18 protein-coding genes and 1 tRNA gene are annotated in these 18,848 nt (G+C 60.0%); 10 read left to right on the top strand and 9 right to left on the bottom strand.

The features are described from left to right. Positions 1-10 precede the first annotated feature (10 nt). Both AB4N92_RS27115 and AB4N92_RS27110 read right to left on the bottom strand, forming a co-directional pair. Entirely contained in the window at positions 11-2,005 is a 1,995-nt protein-coding gene (locus tag AB4N92_RS27115; RefSeq protein ID WP_236267071.1) for a methyl-accepting chemotaxis protein, read from the bottom strand. A 133-nt stretch (positions 2,006-2,138) separates the two neighbouring features. Further along, positions 2,139-3,134 (bottom strand): aldo/keto reductase, encoded by a 996-nt coding sequence (locus AB4N92_RS27110; RefSeq protein WP_044287246.1) that lies wholly within the window; start codon positions 3,132-3,134, stop codon positions 2,139-2,141. A gap of 117 nt (positions 3,135-3,251) precedes the next feature. On the opposite strand from AB4N92_RS27110, the gene AB4N92_RS27105 reads away from it, so the two are divergent. Beyond that, entirely contained in the window at positions 3,252-4,163 is a 912-nt protein-coding gene (locus AB4N92_RS27105; protein WP_042572296.1) for a LysR family transcriptional regulator, read from the top strand. Here the strand turns inward: AB4N92_RS27105 and AB4N92_RS27100 are convergent. Further along, positions 4,160-5,065, bottom strand: a complete 906-nt coding sequence (locus tag AB4N92_RS27100) for an AraC family transcriptional regulator (protein WP_021493047.1) — start codon at positions 5,063-5,065, stop codon at positions 4,160-4,162. The genes AB4N92_RS27105 and AB4N92_RS27100 overlap by 4 nt on opposite strands. Before the next feature lie 102 nt (positions 5,066-5,167). On the opposite strand from AB4N92_RS27100, the gene AB4N92_RS27095 reads away from it, so the two are divergent. The 6 genes from AB4N92_RS27095 to AB4N92_RS27070 all read left to right on the top strand — a co-directional run bounded on the left by AB4N92_RS27095 (position 5,168) and on the right by AB4N92_RS27070 (position 9,868). Continuing rightward, entirely contained in the window at positions 5,168-5,728 is a 561-nt protein-coding gene (locus tag AB4N92_RS27095; RefSeq protein ID WP_042572298.1) for a carboxymuconolactone decarboxylase family protein, read from the top strand. Between the two features lie 34 nt (positions 5,729-5,762). Further along, complete coding sequence (locus AB4N92_RS27090) at positions 5,763-6,824, top strand: acyl-CoA dehydrogenase family protein (RefSeq protein ID WP_198832328.1); 1,062 nt, start codon at positions 5,763-5,765, stop codon at positions 6,822-6,824. Beyond that, positions 6,821-7,624: an ABC transporter ATP-binding protein gene (locus tag AB4N92_RS27085; RefSeq protein ID WP_021493048.1), complete on the top strand. Its 804-nt coding sequence runs from the start codon at positions 6,821-6,823 to the stop codon at positions 7,622-7,624. The genes AB4N92_RS27090 and AB4N92_RS27085 overlap by 4 nt, the downstream gene beginning before the upstream one ends. Continuing rightward, on the top strand, positions 7,611-8,810 hold the full coding sequence (locus AB4N92_RS27080; protein ID WP_236267072.1) for an ABC transporter substrate-binding protein: 1,200 nt from the start codon (positions 7,611-7,613) through the stop codon (positions 8,808-8,810). Before AB4N92_RS27085 ends, AB4N92_RS27080 begins: the two co-directional genes overlap by 14 nt. Next, positions 8,807-9,568, top strand: a complete 762-nt coding sequence (locus tag AB4N92_RS27075; protein ID WP_010210249.1) for an ABC transporter permease — start codon at positions 8,807-8,809, stop codon at positions 9,566-9,568. The genes AB4N92_RS27080 and AB4N92_RS27075 overlap by 4 nt, the downstream gene beginning before the upstream one ends. A gap of 111 nt (positions 9,569-9,679) precedes the next feature. Then, positions 9,680-9,868, top strand: a complete 189-nt coding sequence (locus tag AB4N92_RS27070; protein ID WP_010210250.1) for a hypothetical protein — start codon at positions 9,680-9,682, stop codon at positions 9,866-9,868. 6 nt (positions 9,869-9,874) lie between these two features. On the opposite strand, the gene AB4N92_RS27065 is transcribed toward AB4N92_RS27070, so the two are convergent. Further along, the gene (locus AB4N92_RS27065; RefSeq protein WP_236267073.1) at positions 9,875-10,255 is read right to left on the bottom strand and encodes a fe2+ zn2+ uptake regulation protein; all 381 of its coding nucleotides are present in this window, start codon (positions 10,253-10,255) and stop codon (positions 9,875-9,877) included. 236 nt (positions 10,256-10,491) lie between these two features. Between AB4N92_RS27065 and pvdQ the strand changes: the two genes are divergently transcribed. The 3 genes from pvdQ (at position 10,492) to AB4N92_RS27050 (ending at position 15,179) form a co-directional block, all read left to right on the top strand. After that, positions 10,492-12,777, top strand: coding sequence for a bifunctional acylase PvdQ (gene pvdQ, locus AB4N92_RS27060; RefSeq protein ID WP_236267074.1), 2,286 nt, complete (start codon positions 10,492-10,494; stop codon positions 12,775-12,777). A gap of 212 nt (positions 12,778-12,989) precedes the next feature. Then, positions 12,990-13,063 (top strand) — tRNA-Cys (locus AB4N92_RS27055). 466 nt (positions 13,064-13,529) lie between these two features. Next, complete coding sequence (locus AB4N92_RS27050; RefSeq protein WP_236267075.1) at positions 13,530-15,179, top strand: ATP-dependent nuclease; 1,650 nt, start codon at positions 13,530-13,532, stop codon at positions 15,177-15,179. Positions 15,180-15,502: 323 nt separating this feature from the next. Here the strand turns inward: AB4N92_RS27050 and AB4N92_RS27045 are convergent, their stop codons facing one another. The 5 genes from AB4N92_RS27045 to AB4N92_RS27025 form a co-directional block, all read right to left on the bottom strand. Continuing rightward, positions 15,503-16,576: an NAD(P)/FAD-dependent oxidoreductase gene (locus AB4N92_RS27045; protein WP_236298091.1), complete on the bottom strand. Its 1,074-nt coding sequence runs from the start codon at positions 16,574-16,576 to the stop codon at positions 15,503-15,505. 299 nt (positions 16,577-16,875) lie between these two features. Next, complete coding sequence (locus AB4N92_RS27040) at positions 16,876-17,109, bottom strand: helix-hairpin-helix domain-containing protein (protein WP_198832003.1); 234 nt, start codon at positions 17,107-17,109, stop codon at positions 16,876-16,878. 38 nt (positions 17,110-17,147) lie between these two features. Next, positions 17,148-17,402 (bottom strand): hypothetical protein, encoded by a 255-nt coding sequence (locus AB4N92_RS27035; protein ID WP_010210256.1) that lies wholly within the window; start codon positions 17,400-17,402, stop codon positions 17,148-17,150. Positions 17,403-17,436: 34 nt separating this feature from the next. Continuing rightward, positions 17,437-17,979 carry a hypothetical protein gene (locus tag AB4N92_RS27030; protein WP_010210259.1) on the bottom strand — a complete coding sequence of 181 codons (543 nt, stop codon included), beginning with the start codon at positions 17,977-17,979 and terminating at the stop codon, positions 17,437-17,439. Between the two features lie 100 nt (positions 17,980-18,079). Then, positions 18,080-18,841: an SDR family oxidoreductase gene (locus AB4N92_RS27025; RefSeq protein ID WP_010210261.1), complete on the bottom strand. Its 762-nt coding sequence runs from the start codon at positions 18,839-18,841 to the stop codon at positions 18,080-18,082. Positions 18,842-18,848 lie beyond the last annotated feature (7 nt).

The following is an 18,848-nucleotide window of genomic DNA, read 5'->3' as shown; positions in this document are numbered from 1 at the left end:
CAGCCGTTTATCAGCGCACTTTGAATCGACCCATCAGCGCGATTACCCGACCATTCGCATCCAACAGGCTTTGCGTGTTGGTTTCGGTGGCATGGCCGCTCTGCACCAGCTCTTCGACCATTTGTCGGATCTGCACCATGCTTCGGTTGATCTCCTCGGTTACCGCGCTTTGCTGCTCGGCCGCCGTGGCGATCTGGGTGCTGAGGTTGTTGATGTGGCTGACAGAGCCGGCCATTTCATCCAGGCCGGTGTTCACCCGCGCCGTGGCATCCGCCGCCGACTGGCAGCTGGCCTGGGTGTTTTCCATGGCCGCTACCGAGGAGCTGACGCCGGCAGTCAGGCGCGTGAGCATTTCGTTGATCTGCGAGGTGCTGGCCTGAGTGCGTGCGGCGAGCGCGCGGACCTCGTCGGCCACTACTGCAAATCCACGACCCTGCTCGCCTGCGCGCGCAGCTTCGATGGCGGCGTTAAGGGCGAGCAGGTTGGTCTGGCCGGCGATCGCACCGATTACGCCAAGGGTTTCGGTAATGCGCGCCGCGTCCTGGCGCATGTTTTCCACGCTGTGGGTGGCGCTGGACACTTCGCCAATCAAGGCGCTGACGCTGTTGGACGCTTCACCCACGACGACGCGGGAACGGTCGGCATGCTCATTGGCACGCTGGGTGAACGCGGCGGTTTCGGCGGCGTTTTGCGCGACGGTGTCAGCGGTGGAGCTCATCTCGGTGATGGCGGTGACCGTCTGGTCGGTTTCCGAGGCATGCCGCACCAGGATCTGGTTGGTGTGCGCCGAGGTCCGCTGCAGTTGCTCAAGGCTCGACGACATGGCGCCGGTTGCTTGGGTGACTTCGCCAATCATGTTCTGCAGGTAGACGATAAAGCGGTTTACCGAGTGGCCGATGGCACCCAGTTCGTCTTCAGCGCGAATGGTGATGCGTCGCGTAAGGTCGGCATCGCCGGTGGACAGTGCGTCGATATTGGTTTTCAGCGACTTCATGCGCTGCACCAGTTGACGGATCGCATACGCGGCGAGCAGCACCAGCAACAGCACCATGGGGATTTGCAACAGGGCCAGGGTGCCGAGAACGTCATCGCGCTGGGCGGTAATCAACGCGGTAGGCAGGGCGGTGGCAAGGAACCACGGTGTGCCTGCGATCGGGCGCATATAAAAGGTGCTGGCCACGCCCTGGTTGTCGAACTCGCTGCGTTGCAGCGCCTGGTCGCGTTGGGCCAGGGCTTTGCTGACCTGGGCGGCGAACGCGGAGGTGCCGGTGAGTTCGCTGATGTTCTTGAGCACCACCGGGCTGCTGATACGCGTGCTGTTGCTGATGATCTTGCCGTCGCCTTCGACGATCAGCATTTGCCCGCCGATGTCTTTCTCTTTGCTGGCCACCAGGTCATTGAAAAAGCCCAGGGTCACGTCGATGGTGGCGACGCCATAGGGCACGCCGTCGCGCTGGATGGCCATGGCGCAGTTGGTGCGCGGCTCCTGGCTGGCGTCGTCCTTGTAGGCGGCGGCCCAGGCGCACTGGCCGCGTGGCGAGGCCAGGCCGCCTTTGTACCAGCTCTGGTCGTAGTAGTTGGGGGCGGGGTCGCTGTTCCAGAAGGTATTCACCGCCAATTTGCCCGAGGCGTCGCGGTGCCAGAAGGTGCTGTGTTTGTTGCGCCCCGGTGTGCGCTGGTTAGGCAGCGGCCAGATCCCGCCACCGAAGACTTTAAGCTCGCCATACTGGTCGACCAGGCCAGGCAGGACCTTGTCGATGGCATCGCTGTCGAGCAACGGGACGGTCTGGGTAATGCTGCGTTGCTGGGACTGAACCTTGTTCAGCTCGCCCTGGATCTGTTCAGCCACCTCGGCGATGCGGTTGAGCACCACCTGCTCTTCGGTGTGACGCAGCGTGGGGGCGACCAACTGGCCGATGCCCACGACGGTCAACACAAATAACACCAGGACGAACAGCACCAGGAACAGGGTATAGCGGGCTTGGATGGAGCGCAGTGGGGGCATGGGGTCGTCCTTACGAAGCGTTTATTATCGACGCGGCTTTGTTAGAGCTTCGTAGGGCTATCGGCCTGGGTGGAAAGAGCTTGAGGTACGATCGTGCAAGAAAAGCGAGCGCCTGTTGAGGGCGCTCCCTCGTTCAGATATCCAGCATGGCCATCACCGCTTCCGGGTAGCGCAAGCCGGCGGTCGCTTCAACGGGGAAGATCGCCTCCAGCGTTGCCAATTCGGCCGGGCTGAGGCTGATCGCGAGGGCTGCCACATTCTCTTCCAGATACTTACGCTGCTTGGTGCCGGGAATCGGAATGATGTAGTCGCCCTGGGCCAATACCCAGGCCAGTGCCAGTTGCCCGGCGCTGACACCTTTGTCGGCTGCCAAGGCCTGTACCTGCTTCACCAACTGCAGGTTTTTGCCGAAGTTTTCGCCCTGGAAGCGCGGGCTGAAGCGACGGTAGTCATCGGCGCCGAAGTCGTCCGGGCTTTGCAGTGCGCCGGTCAGAAAACCACGGCCCAGCGGGCTGTAGGGCACAAACGCAATGCCTAAGCGTTGGCAGGCGGCGAGGCAGCCGTTGTGTTCCTGGTCGCGGCTCCACAGCGAATACTCGCTTTGCAGGGCGCTGATCGGGTGCACCTTGTGGGCGCGCTCCAGGGTGGCGGCCGAGGCTTCGCTCAAGCCCAGGTAGCGCACTTTGCCCTGTTGCACCAGCTCGGCCATGGCACCAACGGTTTCTTCGATAGCAACCTGTGGGTCGATACGGTGTTGGTAGTACAAATCCAGCGTCTCCACACCGAGCCGCTGCAGGGTGCCGTTGATGGCTTCGCGGATGTACTCCGGCCGGCCATCCACGCCACGCGCTGCCGGGTGTGCCGGGTCGCGCACGATGCCGAACTTGCTGGCCAGGAACACTTGGTCACGCTTGCCGGCGATGGCTTTGCCGATTAATTGTTCATTGGTGTGAGGGCCGTACATATCGGCGGTATCGAGAAAGCTGACGCCCAGTTCCAAGGCGCGGTGCAGCGTTGCAGTGGCTTCCCGCGTGTCGCTGCCGGGGGTATAGAAATCGCTCATGCCCATGCAGCCGAGGCCGATGGCGGAGACGAGGGGACCGTTGTTACCGAGTTGGCGAGTGTGCATGGGGGAACTCCTTGTTGAGAAGGCCTGCATTGTCACGCTGGACAAAATCGGGATAAACCGGCTAAAAGCGCTAACACTGTTCGTAATTTCTAAATAATCAGCTCAAGGAGCCGGCGTTTGGACCGTTTCAACGCGATGCGCGTGTTCACCCGGATCGTCGAACTGCGTGGCTTTGCCAAGGCTGCCGACAGCCTGCAACTGCCCCGCGCCTCGGTGACGGTGCTGATCAAGCAATTGGAGGCGCACCTTGGCGTACAGCTGTTGCAACGCACCACGCGGCAGGTCAGCCCTACACTGGATGGGGCCGCGTATTACCAGCGCTGCGTGCAATTGCTGTCGGACCTTGAGGAAACTGAAGCGGTGTTTTCCACCAGCCGCCAGAGTCCACGTGGGACTTTGAGCGTGGATATGCCCTCGGGCATCGGCCGTTTGATCGTGATCCCGGCATTGCCGGACTTCACCGCGCGGTATCCGCAGATCGAGTTGGAGATTGGCCTCAATGACCGCCCCGTGGACCTGATCCGCGAGGGTGTGGACTGCGTGCTGCGCGGTGGCCTGGCCCTGGATGAATCGCTGGTGGCGCGGCCTCTGGCAATGATGGATCAACTGACCCTGGCAAGTCCCTGCTACCTGCAGCGCAGGGGTGTTCCCACGTCTTTTGAAGACCTGGCCAACCATCAGATGGTCGAGTACGTCTCCAGCGCCAGTGGCAAACGGTTTGGCCTGGAGTTCGAGGTGGGTGGCGAATGGCAGACCGTCAACCTGCCAAAGGGCCTGGCGGTGAACAGTTCCGATGGCTACTTCGCGGCCTGCGAGGCTGGGTTCGGCTTGATCCAGGCGCCGCATTATCACGCCATGCGCCAACTGGCCGCGGGGACGTTAGTGGAGGTGTTGCCACGGTTGGCGGTACCGAAAATGGCGCTCTCGGCCCTCTACCCGCCGCATCGTCAACTGTCCCTGCGCGTACGGGTGTTCGTGGACTGGCTGGTCGAACTCTGCGCCACGCCCGGCACCGGGTTGCGGCGCTAAGCCTGTGCCTTGCGATAAGCGCCAGGCTGTTGCCCAGTCACTTTGTGAAACGCCCGGGTAAACGCCGCCACCGACTGATAACCCACCGCCACTGCAACATCCGCCACCGTCTGGTTCTGCTTGAACAACTGGCAGGCATGGCGCATGCGCATCATCAACAGCACCTGCCCCGGCGATTGTCCGCACAGTTCATTGAAGCGCTTGAAAAACGCCGAGCGCGACAACCCGGTGCAGGCGGCCATGCTTTCCAGGGTCCAGGCATCGGCCGGGCGGGCGATCAACTGTTCCAGCAGGTCGGCAAACGCCGGCTGCCGCGCCAGCGCGGCCAGGCCACCCAGTGCGCTGTTGTCCAGCACCTGTTGGCGCAGGACGTACAGAAACAGCAGGTGGCAAAGCCGTTCAAGCAACGCGGAAGAGGGCGCAGGCAAGCGCTCGCATTCTTGCAGGATCAGTTCGAACAGGTTGCGTGCGGCGGTCAGTGAGGGATCGCCCGCACGCAAGATGATCCACGCGGGCAGGGTGTCGACGATCATCGCTGACAAACCGGACTGGAAGTGAAAAAAACCACACACCAGGCCGACGCCATCGCTGGCGGCGCTGTCCAGGGGCACCATTGGCACGCGGGGACATTCCTGCGCGCCCGCCGCCGTGGGTTCGCCGGAGAGGCGATATTCCAAGTCGCGCAACAGGAACACCGCATCGCCGTTGTCCAGCCGATGGGCTGTGGTGTCGCCGTCGATATGCAGCCAGCACCGGCCCTGTACGATCAGGTGGAAACTCGCGCTCGCCAGGCCATGGGTGCTCGCATGCCAATCGCCGCAGTAGCGACCCACATGGAACAGGCTGGTGTCGAGTTCAAGGCTGTCTAATAACCAATCGACAAGTGCACTGGACGAATTCATCTAAGGGAAAGACTCAAGAGCAAGTAATCGCTACTTTAGACTATTGAGGCGATTTTTTATAACCAACAGACTTAGTACACGAACCCATCAGGAGACACCTCCATGTCCCGTGTACCCTTGCTCACCCTTGAAACTGCGCCTGAAGCGGCCAAGCCTTTTCTGGAAAATGCACTGAAGGGCTCCGGCTTCATTCCTAATCTGCTTGCGGTGTTGGCCAATGCCCCGGCTGCATTGGAAACCTACATTACCGTTTCCGGCTTGAACGCCAAGGCCGAATTGAGCCTGGCCGATCGCGAAGTGGTGCAACTGATTGCCGCCACCACCCACGGCTGCGATTTCTGCGTGGCCGGCCACACTGCGGTGGCGCGTAACAAAGCCAAACTGCCTGAAGAGGTCATCGACGCCCTGCGCCAGCGCGGCGAACTGCCCAACGCCCGCTATGAGACACTCGCCGCGTTCACCCGTGAAGTGATCGCCACCCGTGGCGATGTCAGTGACGCAGGCTTCGAAGCGTTCCGCGCCGCCGGTTACACCGAAGGCCAGGCCCTGGAGGTTATCCTGGGTGTGAGCCTGGCCACCCTGTGCAACTTCGCTAACGTGTTTGCGCGTACCCCGTTGAACCCGGAGCTGGCGCAATACCGTTGGGAAAAACCGGCAAGCTGAAGTGGGTCCACCTGCTGCAAAAGGAGAAACAGGAATGCTTGACCCAATCTTGAGCCGTTGGCTCGATGTCCAGGCGCAAGCCTTGGACGTGGGCAGTTGCGATCCACAGGAAGTGCTGCCACGGCTGGCAGAGGCCAACGTATTGCGCATCGGCGTACCGACTCAACTGGGCGGCCTGGGCGGCGATGTGGCGGGGGCGGTGGAAGCCATTGCCAACGTTGCCAGTCATTCCCTGGCGGCGGCATTCGTGTGCTGGGGCCAGCGCTCGTTTATCGAATATTTGCTCCACAGTCCGAATGCGCGGCTGCGTGAACAGCTGCTGCCGGATTTGCTCAGCGGCAAGCTGGCGGGGGCGACGGGGCTATCCAATGCGATGAAGTTCTTGTCGGGCATCGAGACCTTGCAGATCAGCGCCGAACCGTCCAACGATGGCTGGACCCTCAACGGCCGCCTGCATTGGGTGACCAACCTGCGCAGGAGCGGTTTTGTCGCGGCGGCCGCCGTCGAGCTGGCGGAGGGTGGCGCGCCGTTTATCCTGGCGATCCCTGACTCGGTGGCGGGCTTGCAGCGTTCTGGCGACCTGGATCTGCTCGGCTTGCAGTCAAGCAACACGGCCGCACTGGATCTGGAAGGCGTGGAGCTGAGCCGCGACTGGTTGCTGCATGAAGACGCACGCAAATTCCTGCCAGCGGTGCGTCCGGCGTTTCTGGGCTTGCAGTGCGGGATGTCCATCGGATTGACGCGTCGTTCCCTGGCGGAAGTCGCCAACCATTTGGGCGCGACTCGCACGGTGCTTCGCGAAGAGCTGGAAACCCTGCGCGCGACCCTGGATCAGTTGGTCAGCGATTTGAAAAGCGGTCTGCGCGCCGGACGTTTTGCCGCCGAACCGGTGCCGTTGTTCAAGCTGCGCATCGCCCTGGCGGAGACCGCCGCCAGCGCCGTGCAATTGGAGTTGCAAGCCAGCGGCGGCAAGGCCTACCTCACGGCGCACGGCAGTGGTTTTGCGCGGCGGTGGCGCGAGTCGGCGTTTGTGCCGATCGTGACCCCAAGCCTGGTGCAATTGCGTACTGAGCTGCAGCGTCAGGCCAACCTATGACACATGCCGTATTAAGCGCCCAGGGGATTTGCCTGGGGTATGCCAGTGGGCCGGTGTTGCAGGGCTTTGACCTGCACTTGCAGCCAGGCGAAGTGGTGTCGATCCTCGGCCCCAGCGGTGTGGGCAAGTCCAGCCTGTTGCGGGTACTTGCCGGTCTGCAGGCACCCCAGGGCGGCAGTGTGCGCGTGTTGGGCGAGCCCTTGAATGGCCCTCATCCGCGCGTAGCGGTAGCGTTCCAGGACCCGAGCCTGCTGCCCTGGCTGAACCTGGAAAAGAACGTCGCCTTCGGCCTGGATTTCGCCCGTCAGCCGCATCTGGATCATGACGAGCGCCGCCGCCGAATCGACCATGCCATCGCGGCTGTCGGCCTGGAACACGCGCGCCAGCAGTTCCCGGCGCAACTGTCCGGCGGCATGGCCCAGCGCACTGCATTGGCCCGTTGCCTGGCGCGCCAGCCCCAGGTGCTGTTGCTGGATGAGCCCTTTGGCGCCCTGGACGAAGTGACCCGCGCCGACATGCAGCATCTGTTGCTCAAGGTCAACCGCGAGCAAGGCTCGGCGGCCGTACTGATCACCCATGACATTGACGAAGCGCTGCTACTGTCCGATCGCATCCTGCTACTGGGTAACCGCCCGGCGCGGACGTTAGGCGAGTGGCTGATCGACCTGCCGCAACCACGGGAAGAACAGGTGGAGGCCATTGGCGCGCTGCGTATCGACATCCTTAAAACCTTACGGCAGGCGAGCCGCCCTCAATCCAACCCCCTTGATCTGCTGGAGCCTGCCCATGTGCCTGGATGACCTGACCCACTCGCGCCGCGATTTTCTCAAACTCTCCGCCGTGCTCAGCGCAGCCGGCGCCTTACCGCTGCTCAGCAGCTTGCAAGCCCGCGCAGCCAATGAGCCGGACGCGCCGGTACGCATCGGCTACCTGCCGATCACCGACGCCACGCCGCTGCTGGTGGCGCACAACAACGGCCTGTTCGAAGCCGAGGGCATCAAGGCCGAGCGCCCGGTGCTGCTGCGCAGTTGGGCGCAGGTGATCGAGGCGTTCATCTCGGGCCAGGTCAATGTGATTCACCTGCTGTCGCCGATGACCGTGTGGGCGCGCTACGGCAGCAAGGTTCCGGCCAAGGTCGTGGCGTGGAATCACGTGGGTGGTTCAGGTTTGACCGTGGCGTCGGGCATTACCGACGTGAAACAACTGGGCGGCAAATCGGTGGCGATTCCGTTCTGGTATTCGATCCATAACGTGGTGGTGCAGCAGCTGTTCCGCGACAACGGCCTCACGCCCGTGGCGCGGGCAGCGGGCAGTGTGATTGCGGCCAATGAGGTCAACCTGATTGTGTTGCCCCCTTCGGACATGCCCCCGGCCCTGGCCAGCCAGCGTATCGACGGCTATATCGTCGCCGAGCCGTTCAATGCCCTGGCGGAAAACCTCAAGGTCGGCCGCGTGCAGCGCTTTACCGGCGATGTGTGGCGCAACCATGCGTGCTGCGTGGTGTTCATGCACGAACACGACTTGGCCAATCGTCCGCAGTGGTCGCAGAAAGTCGTGAACGCCATCGTCAAGGCGCAGGTCTGGACCCGCGACAACCGCGAAGAGGCGGTGAAGCTGCTGTCCAAGGACGGCCCGAACCGCTACACCCCGCATGCCGAGCCGGTATTGAGCAAGGTGCTGGCGCCGTCCGCCGGCGACCGCGCAGCTTACCTGGCCGACGGTGCTATCCAGCACGGGAATTGGGATGAACACCGCATCGATTTCCAACCTTACCCATTCCCCAGCTACACCGAGGAGCTGGTACGTCGCCTGAAGGACACGCTGATCGAGGGCGACAAGAAATTCCTCGCTGACCTGGACCCGGCGTTCGTCGCCAAGGACTTGGTGGACGACCGCTTCGTGCGTAACGCTATCGAGGCTGTGGGCGGCATGAAGACCTTTGGTTTGCCGGACGGCTACGAGCGGCATGAGGAGATCGGCGCTTGAACAACCGTGAACTCCCGGGCTGGTTGCTCGGGCTGAGTGGCCTGGCGGGGTTGTTGTTGCTCTGGTGGCTGGGGGTGAAGGTGTTTGGCGCGACTGACGGGTTGTCTGCGCGTTTTTCCGTGGCCGCGACCTTCACGAGCTTGTGGGAATTGCTGGGGCGCGGTGAGCTGTATCTGCACATAGCGGTGAGCCTCAAGCGTATCTTCGTCGGGCTGTTCCTGGCGTTGCTGGTGGGTGTTCCTCTGGGGTTGGTGGTCGGCAGTTCGCGCAAGCTGGAAGCGGCGACCACGCCGGCCTTTCAATTCCTGCGCATGATTTCGCCGCTGTCATGGATGCCCATCGTGGTGATGCTGATGGGGGTAGGGGACCAGCCGATCTATTTCCTGCTGGCGTTTGCCGCCGTCTGGCCGATCATGCTCAACACCGCTGCCGGCGTGCGCCAGTTGGACCCGCGTTGGCTGCAACTGAGCAGCAGCTTGAGTGCGACGCGCTGGGAAACCTTGCGCCGGGTGATCATTCCCGGTGTGGTCGGGCACGTGCTGACCGGCGTACGCCTGGCCATCGGCATTTTGTGGATCGTGCTGGTGCCCTGCGAAATGCTTGGGGTCAGTGCCGGGCTGGGCTATTACATTCTCGATACCCGTGATCGGCTGGCTTACTCGGAGCTGATGGCGATGGTGTTGCTGATCGGGCTGTTGGGTTTTGCGCTGGATGCCTTGGCGCGCTGGCTGCACCAGCGTTGGGTGCACACTGGCTGATTGGCCGAGCCAAAGTTTTTCATCGCCTGTAACATGAGCGCCTGTCGGACCTGTTTACCCTGGGGTGCAGGGCAGGTTCGGCGCTTCATTTTTCAGGTTCAGGAACCCGTCATGACACAAAAGCAACGTTTGAAATATTCGATTCTGATTGCCCTGGCCGTATTGGCGACGATGTTTGGCCTGTCCTATTTGCAGAACACCGGGGTCATCAGTGAGAAGACGTTCCAGACTATCGCCATTGCCGTTGCAGTGGTCGTGGTGGTGATCAACGGCATCATGCGCCGCAAGGTCAAGCTCTAAAGGGGGTCAGGCCCGGCCTTCGAGCACCTTGGCAGCCTCTTCATGGAGCGTGTAGGTTTTATCCGCATTGAGGGTGATCACGCCCTCGCTGCACAGGCGCTTGAGCACCTCGCGCACGCTGAGAAACGACAACGGGATGCCTAGCTCAAGCAGATGGTTGTGCACACCGCGTACCCCAAGGGTGCGCTGGTTGTCGGCGGCGGTGAGCAGGGCGTCGATGACCTTCAGCCGGATCAGGCTGGTGCGCAAGCCAAAACACTTGAGCAGGTGGCGGATACGCTGGTTGCCTTGCTGTTCGGGCGATTTGTCGAATGCTTGTGCGCCGTTGCCAAAACGGGTCTCGGCAGCCGGTGAATGTCCATCCGTGGGCACTTGCGGGTTATACATGCAAAAACTCCTTATCAGAGCCTGATCAGGAAAAAATGAGCGCTCTTGGTTAATAAGACGAACGAGCGAGCAAAATCATGAAGTCCCGAATGTAGAAATTTTGTCGGTATCGGTTTTGTCACATTCGCGCCGCCTTAAATAAACGCCCCTCGCGCTAAATTATCCCTGCTGGTTTGCGTTCTTACGGTGGGGTTATTACCCCTTGTGAGACGGTTAAATCTGACGGTGGAGTCTGCGTGATTATTTCCAATGGGTTGTCCAGGGTAGGTATGGTCGGAGTGTTGCTGGGGTTGAGCCTGGCTGCTTCGGCGCGGGAACAGGTGACGCAAGCCTCGGCGGATATCCGTCGCACCAGTTACGGCGTGCCGCATATCCGCGCCAACGATGAGCGTGGCCTGGGCTTCGGCATTGGCTACGCCTACGCCCAGGACAACCTGTGCCTGCTGGCCAATGAAGTGGTCACGGTAAATGGCGAGCGCGCCACGTTCTTCGGCGCCGAGCAGGTGACCCTCGAAGCGCGCAACAACCTGGCCAGTGACGTCTTCTTCACGTGGCTGAATACGCCGGAATCGGTCGCCGCGTTCTGGAAGGCGCAGAGCCCGCAGATCCAGCAGCGCATCGAAGGTTACGTGGCCGGCTACAACCGCTACCTGAAAGAGCAGGGCGCTCCGGCACAGTGCCAGGCCGCGTGGGTGCGGCCACTGGTGCCTGAAGACTTGGTCAAGCTGACCCGTAGGCTATTGGTGGAAGGTGGTGTCGGCCAATTCGCTGAAGCCCTGGTCGGCGCGACGCCGCCCCAAACCACCACCGGTGTAGCGACCAACGCCCAGGCCTTTGAACTGGCCGCCGCCAATCAGCAACGCTTCGCCTTCGATCGCGGCAGTAACGCCGTGGCGGTAGGCCGTGATCGCTCGTTCAATGGACGCGGCATGCTGCTGGCCAACCCGCACTTCCCGTGGGTGGGCGGCATGCGCTTTTATGAAATGCACCTGACCATCCCCGGCCAACTGGATGTTATGGGCGCCGCGCTGCCGGGTTTGCCGGTGATCAATATCGGCTTCAATCAGCATGTGGCGTGGACCCACACCGTGGACACGTCCAAACACTTCACCTTGTATCGACTGACCCTGGACCCGAAGGATTCCACGCGCTATATGCTCGATGGCAAATCCGTTGCCATGGATAAAACCACGGTGACGGTGCAGGTCAAACAAGCTGATGGCAGCCTCAAGGGGCAGTCGCACACCGTCTATAGCTCGCAATTCGGCCCGGTGGTGCAATGGCCGGGCAAACTCGACTGGGACAACCGCTACGCCTTCAGCCTGCGTGACGCCAACCTCGGCAACGACCGCGTGCTGCAACAGTGGTACGCGATGAACCGCGCCGGCAGCCTCGACCAATTGAAAACCTCGGTGCACACCCTGCAAGGCATTCCATGGGTCAACACCGTGGCCGCCGACGACCAGGGCCAGAGCCTGTACATGAACCAGTCGGTGGTGCCCAACGTCAGCGCGGCCAAGCTCGCGCAATGCAGCGACCCACGTGCCGGCCTGCAGATGATCATGCTCGACGGCGCCCACAGCGCCTGCGCCTGGGACGTCGACCCGCGCGCGGCGCAGGCCGGCATCTTCCCGGCCGACCAGCTGCCGCAGCTGCAACGCACCGACTTCGTGCAGCACTCCAACGACTCGGCCTGGCTGGCCAACCCCAAGGCGCCGCTCACCGGGTTCTCCCCAGTGATCAGCCAGGACCACATCGGCCTCGGCCCGCGTGCGCGTTTTGCCCTGCAGCGCCTGCAGTCCCTGGATAAACCGATCAGCGTCACCGACCTGCAAAACATGGTGATGGACAACGAGGTGTACCTGGCCGGCCAAGTCATGCCGGACCTGCTCGCCTTCTGCGCCACACACCTCGATGCCGACGCCACCACCCTGCAGCCCTTGTGCGCCCGCCTGAAAAACTGGGACCAACGCGCCAACCTCGACAGCGGCATCGGTCTGGTGCACTTCATTAACCTGGTGGAGCATCTGCAGCAGATCCCCGACGCCTGGCGTGTCGCCTTCGACCCGGCTCAGCCCCTCACCACCCCACGCGGCCTCGCCATCGACCGCACGGATGTCGCCAAAGCCCTGCGCGAAGCCATGCTGGCGTCCACCGCCGACGTCGCCAAACTCGGCCTGACTGCCAACAGCACTTGGGGCGACCTCCAAGTCTCCGGCCAAACCCCGATCCACGGCGGGCCGCAGGAACTGGGGATCTACAACGCCATGCAAACCGTACCCCGCGACGACGGCAAGCGCGAAGTCGTCAGCGGCACCAGCTACCTGCAAATCGTCACCTTCGACGACCAGGGGCCCCATGCCCAAGGCGTACTCGCGTTCTCCGAGTCGAGCAACCCAGCATCCAAACACGCCAAGGACCAGACCCAAGCCTTTTCCCAGAAAAAACTCAGCCCGCTGCCCTTCACCGAAGCCCAAATCAAGGCCGACCCGCAGTACCAACACCTGCACATCAAAGAGTAGGGCAGCCACGCAACCCCTTGATGCCAATACGAAATATTTTTGAAATCAAGGGGTTGCACGCATTGGCAAATACGTACATAATGGCGCCCATCGAACGCATCGAAGCATTAAAAACTTCAATGTATTCAATGAGTTAGAGTAGAGGCAGGGCTTTACCGTCCACTCAAGTTTTTACGCGGTGAGTGTCAGCAGTCAGGACATTGATCGTTTGAGGCCGAGTAGCAAAATGGTTATGCAGCGGATTGCAAATCCGCCTACGCCGGTTCGATTCCGACCTCGGCCTCCACTCTTAGAAACCCCGTAGATTAACGTCTACGGGGTTTTTTATTGCCTGCGATTTGGGCATCGCTTCCGCAATTTTTCGGATCGCTTCCGTAGCCCTACCTTTTTGTCGGGAAATCTGAGACGCGCTATCGGTATGCCTCTCCTCGATTGGACGTGGGATTGTGCTTGAGACTAAAGAACCTGAGCGTCCACTAACGGCCAGAAGCGGACTATTCGGTCTGAAGCACTGGCGCTAGTATACGCTTTCATGTTCGCCTTTAAGTGGGTCTGCGAAATTTTCGAAAGCTGCCGGTTTTTTTACGCAATTGCGATATCCATGAAGGGTTGTGGAGCTAACGGTCTCCTATTTGGACGAACCACCGCGGTAGATATACAGCACCTTGCGGCCAAACGCGTGGCATGCAAGGGTGTCGGTACGGGTGGTCAGCTTCCTATGTGTAACAATCATGATTTTAAAGGAGATATTGGTGCTCATTGAGGAAGCAAGGTTTTACTTTGGCGCTGCCCAAGGGGCAGACCCACTGGTGTTGGACGAGCCTGCCGTTACCATCTTCGTCGGGCCAAACAACTCGGGGAAGAGTATGGTTCTGCGCGAAATTGCCGAATTCTGCAGCAGCGGAAATACACGTCGTGCAATTCTCGGTGGGCTCAAATTCCGCAAACACACTACTGAAGAGATCGACGCGCTCCTTGAAGCCTGGACGGACCACAAGCGCAATCAGGGAGAAATGGATCACGCTGATCACGTGTACCTCAAGTTTGGAGCCTGGCGGACGCAAGTCTACGTCCCAGCTTTCCGCGGCGCTTTGCAGAATCCTGATGAGAACATAAATGAGTTTGCTCGAACGTACGCGGCCCGACATATGCTCACTCTCGATGGACCAAGCAGGATTGGCCTGACCGCGGGACAGAACAGAGGCGATCTGAAGGACCCGAAAAACACTTTTGCTAGGCTTATAACTGACGATGCTCGCCGAAAGGCGCTACGAGATGTTCTTTTCGATGCCTTCGGCCTTTATCTTGGCATGGACATTTCCGAGGGGGCATCAATCCAATTGCGATATGGGAATACGCCACCACCAAATGAGCGCACCGTAGAGGACGCTACGCTGGAATGGATGAGGAATGCTCGCACCATCGATCAGTGGAGCGATGGAATGAAGGCCTTTACGGGCATGCTGCTGGAACTACGCGCGGGCGACCCGAAGATCATGATCATCGACGAGCCCGAAGCCTTTCTACACCCCACGCTAGCCTACAAACTTGGTCGCGAAATCGCCCACACAGCGGGCCAAGGCGACAAGCAAATTTTTGTATCGACCCATAGCAGCCAGTTCCTGATGGGCGCGATCCAGTCTGGAGCAAAGGTCAATGTCGTCCGCCTGACCTATCAGCAAGGCAGTGCTACTGCTCGAATGCTTTCGAACGACGACATCCGCGTCATGATGCAGGAGCCACTTTTGCGGTCCGCAAACGCTCTGTCGGGGGTATTTTACGAAGGCGTCGTGGTCACCGAAGCGGACGCGGACCGAGCCTTCTACCAAGAGATCAACGAGCGGCTTCTTGCAGCGGAATCTGGACGAGGCGCGCCGAACACCCTTTTCCTCAACGCCAACGGAAAGGATTCAGTGAACAAGATCGTCGGACCGCTTAGGGGACTCGGGATACCCGTCGCGGTTATTCTTGACATCGACGCACTCAACCCCGAAACCAACTTCCCAGTCCTTTTGGAAGCCACAAATTACCCGAAGCCCCACGATTCTATAAAATTGGAGCGCGCAGGCGTCTGGTCAGACCTTATCTCAGACGACAAGAAACCCAAGTCGGATGGCGGAATTTCCCTGCTTAATGGAGCTGCGAAGGAAAAGGCCGAGAACCTTTTTGACCGCCTTGATCAGTATGGCCTGTTCGTCCTGAGGCATGGCGAAGTTGAGCACTGGCTGCCGGGAGCGGATGTTCCCAGAAGCAAAAGGTGGCTGCGCAACATCTTCGAGGCGCTGGGCAGCGACCCGAAAGCTTCAAACTATATTCATCCCGATGACGGCGATGTCTGGGCATATCTCGACAAGGTTGCCGCCTGGATTAAGGACAAAGCACGACGCGGGATTCCTCTTTGACGCTCAGTTTGCGGACTTGGATCACGCTTTCCTATGGCTGAAGTGCTTCCCGATCGACTATCCACGCCGTTACCAATCGGGGAGCGCAAAGCCGTCGATCCCCTTGCTGATCTAAGCACTGATGGTAGGTCGTGAGAGTATCTGAAGGCTCGTCAGGCGAACGAAAAACGAGCGTTTCGCCGACTTCGCCTGAAATCTCGGAATGGCAGGATTTGTGGCTCTACCTCATCAAAGGGGGACGAGATGATTGGCCGTAAAGAGTCGAAAGCAGCCTTAACGTGAACGACTGCTCCTGGCCGATTGCTGCCCCACAAGAGGATCCCCTACGCTTGCAAAAATCGGTCGGGCCGGCATGAGCAAAGGGCACTGGACGGCTTGTCATCGATGATCTCCTCGCTGGCCAGGCGTCCTACTATCGCCGCCAAAGTAACTCCAGGGTGCATTGCACAAACGTAGACGCCATCCACTTTTGGTAGATAACCAATGATGGGGATGCCATCGGCAGGCATGGGCCTGAGTCCGACACAAGCCTGTTCCGGATGTATGGAAACAACACCATGGAGTTCATCCTGGATTGTCTTGGCAGTTCTAAGCGCTATCGCTGCCGGCTGATTTTCCATAGCGTCGCCCAGGTAATCTTCTGCCGCCAGCAACGCACCATCCGAACTTTGCCTGACTTCCATTTCAGGGCTGGAGATGAGGGTATGCACGAGGTTGGGTTGTGACTTGTAACGGATGAAAATAGCAGGCGAGGCCTCTATTGGCAGGGACACTCCAAGCATGTCTGTCAGCTTCGGGATGCCTGTTCCGGCTGCCAGTACGACAATATCGGCATCGATGATGCCTATTGTTGTTTTGACTCCGGTCACCGTTGCACTCTGGGTTACAAAACCGAGCACTCGCGTCTGAGTGAGAATCTGCGCCCCATACGCCTGGGCACCTGCGATCAACGCATACGTAGCCGCTACTGCGTCCAGCGCTCCTTCTTCAGACGTATATATAGCAGACTGGGGAGGTTTTTTGAGATTTGGTTCCAGATCGAGAATCTGCGATCGAGACACCAGGTTTGCCAAAGCTTGATGACCTGAGATCGGCAGCGCTCCAATCGCCATCACGCTGTAAGACAAGGCACCTGTCCATCGTATCTCCAGATCAGGCAGCTGCGTTTCGAGTCGGCGGTACTCCTTGATGGCAGAACCGCGAAGTTGCGCAATTGGGTCAGGTTCGGGGTGTGAGGTATTGAGCCAAGCGAATGAGCCGCCAGTCACTCCCGAAGCTATATCTTCAGCCTCTACCAAGGTGACATTCGCGCCTTTACCTGCCAAGTGATACGCCAATGATGCGCCAACGATGCCTGCACCAATGACAACGACTCGTTTGCCCTGACCATTTCCCATATCAACCTCCGTTCTGTCGACGTGCGGATGGTACGACAGCTGGATGATTTCATTACATGACAAACTGATCGTTCAGCACGCTTTTTGAGTGTCTGCTCCTGGCCGATTGCTGCCCGTCACAAACGGCAAAAATCGGCCGACTGCAGCTATTGGCGACAGGCAGCAGTCGGCCAGAGGCAGACACTCGTGATGACTCTAGGAATCCTAGGGCGATTCAGCTCGTCGGAACCCGCTCATCAAGTCCCGCGTTAACAATAAGCACTGCACTCTCCGTTATCTGCGCCACGCCGAACGTGCTCTCACGACTTTTTCGCTAGCTCCACCGCCGACGTTATCGCCGCTCGCGCCTGCGGACTGTTTTTCCAACATGTCGACCCTAATGCCGCCGATGCCTGCGCCAGGATGTCACTGACATCCGCTTTCCGCAGGACATCCATCGAATCGATCCCCATCTGCTCCAAACGAGTCACAACGGTGGGGCCTACGCCCTTGAGGGCAAGCAGCGCTGTTCTTTCTTCCAATGAAAATGGCATTCGCACATTCCTTTTTTTAACGCTGTTAATCAGCGTATTTAACCGACCTCGGCCCTGACGATCCTCTGGTCTTTAACCTCTGCTGCATACGCCCCAATTTTCTCCTGCTGCGCCGCCAGCAACGCGCAGACTTTCATCAATGCTGCCGCCTCATCCGGCGTCTTGCCGCTGGCGGCCAAGGTGGTCAGCTCAACCACCGACCACCCAATCACCGCCGCTGCATCCTCCAGGTCGTAAAACAATTCCTGCTGAGCAGTCCTGGGCCCGTCGAGGCCTTTTATCAATTCATCCATTTATGCTGCCTGCCGTTTCAGTTCAAGCGCCCGCTTACGGAACGAGATTGTCGTCGAAGTCTTCACGCTCTAGGGTTGTGTAAGCCTGCTGGCGAATCCCGCCTTCGGAAGAGGTACAGAGTCGACGTGTGGCTTTCTTTCCCTGCGGACGCACGACTATTCCCTCGCTCATCTCGGGGTCGTTGGGTTCTCCGGGGGTAAAGTTTGTGCGCACCATACGGTCGAAAACCGCGTAGGTTACCCCATGATTGGTAAAGCGCAGATGTGCCTCGCCGCCACCTGAGTAGCTCGTGGAGCTGAGCCAGAAGTGACCCTTCGGTGGGCTGGGTGTTTCGGGGTAGGTCAATTCGATTTTGCCGGGCGTGCCAAAGCGGTATTGCACATAGCCGGTTGTCGCTGAGAACCCTTGCGATGCGCAAATCGAGATCATCTTCGGCCCGGAGTCGCATCCGAATAATAGTGTTTCTTGCGCCTTACACAGATAGCGCTGTTCCGACGTTCCGGCAAGCGCGTCGAATCCTGTGGCTGCCATCGTCAGCAAGCAAATTCCCTTTAGCGTCGCGACTTTAATTCCCATCAGGGTTCCCGTTTTTTTACTTGGAAAATTGATCAGCAGTTATTCTGGCTGGCTGCTTGGCGAGGCAGTGTGGCTTCCCGGTCACGCGTGTGTAAATGCCTTACTTGCCCCCAGTTACATCCAGAAAAGTCCCGGTAATAAACGACGCCTCCGCGCCCGCCAACCACAGCACAGCCCGCGCGACTTCTTCGGGCTCGCCGCCGCGGCCCATTGGGATGCTGTCCTTGACGCGGTCCACGCGACCCGGTTCTCCGCCGCTGGCGTGCATTTCGGTGTAGATATGCCCTGGGCGAACGCAATTGACGCGGATGCCTTCGCGCGCGACTTCCTTGGACAGCCCGATGGTGAAGGTTTCCAGTGCTCCCTTCGACGCTGCATAGTCGACGTACTCGTTGGGGCTGCCCAACCGCGCGGCGCCTGAGGAGACGTTAATCACGCTGCCGCCGTTGCCGCTGTGTCGAAACGACATGCGCTTCACGGCTTGCTGCGCGCAGAGCATCGGGCCGATGGCATTGATCGCGAAGATGCGTTGCATGCGCGCAACGTCGAGGTCTTCAAAACGCGATTGAAGCGCGATGATTGCGGCGTTGTTGACCAGAACGTCGATGCGGCCGAACGTCTCGTCGATGGCTCGGAACAGATGCGCGACCTGTTCCGGGTCGGCACTGTCGGCGCGTATGGCCAAGGCGCGTCGTCCGAGCGCTTGCACGTCAGCCACCACGCCGAGTGCGGCGGCCTCATTGTTGATGTAGCTGATGGCGACGTCGTAGCCTTGCGCCGCCGCGAGCCGCGCCGTTGCCGCGCCTACACCCCGGCTTCCGCCGGTGATCAGAATCAGGGGAGCTGAAGAGCCGGTAGCCATGTCTTGA

Source organism: Pseudomonas sp. S3_A09, from assembly GCF_054668065.1.
The sequence above is the reverse complement of the archived record's forward strand: the minus strand, read 5'-3'. Positions and strand labels throughout refer to the sequence as shown.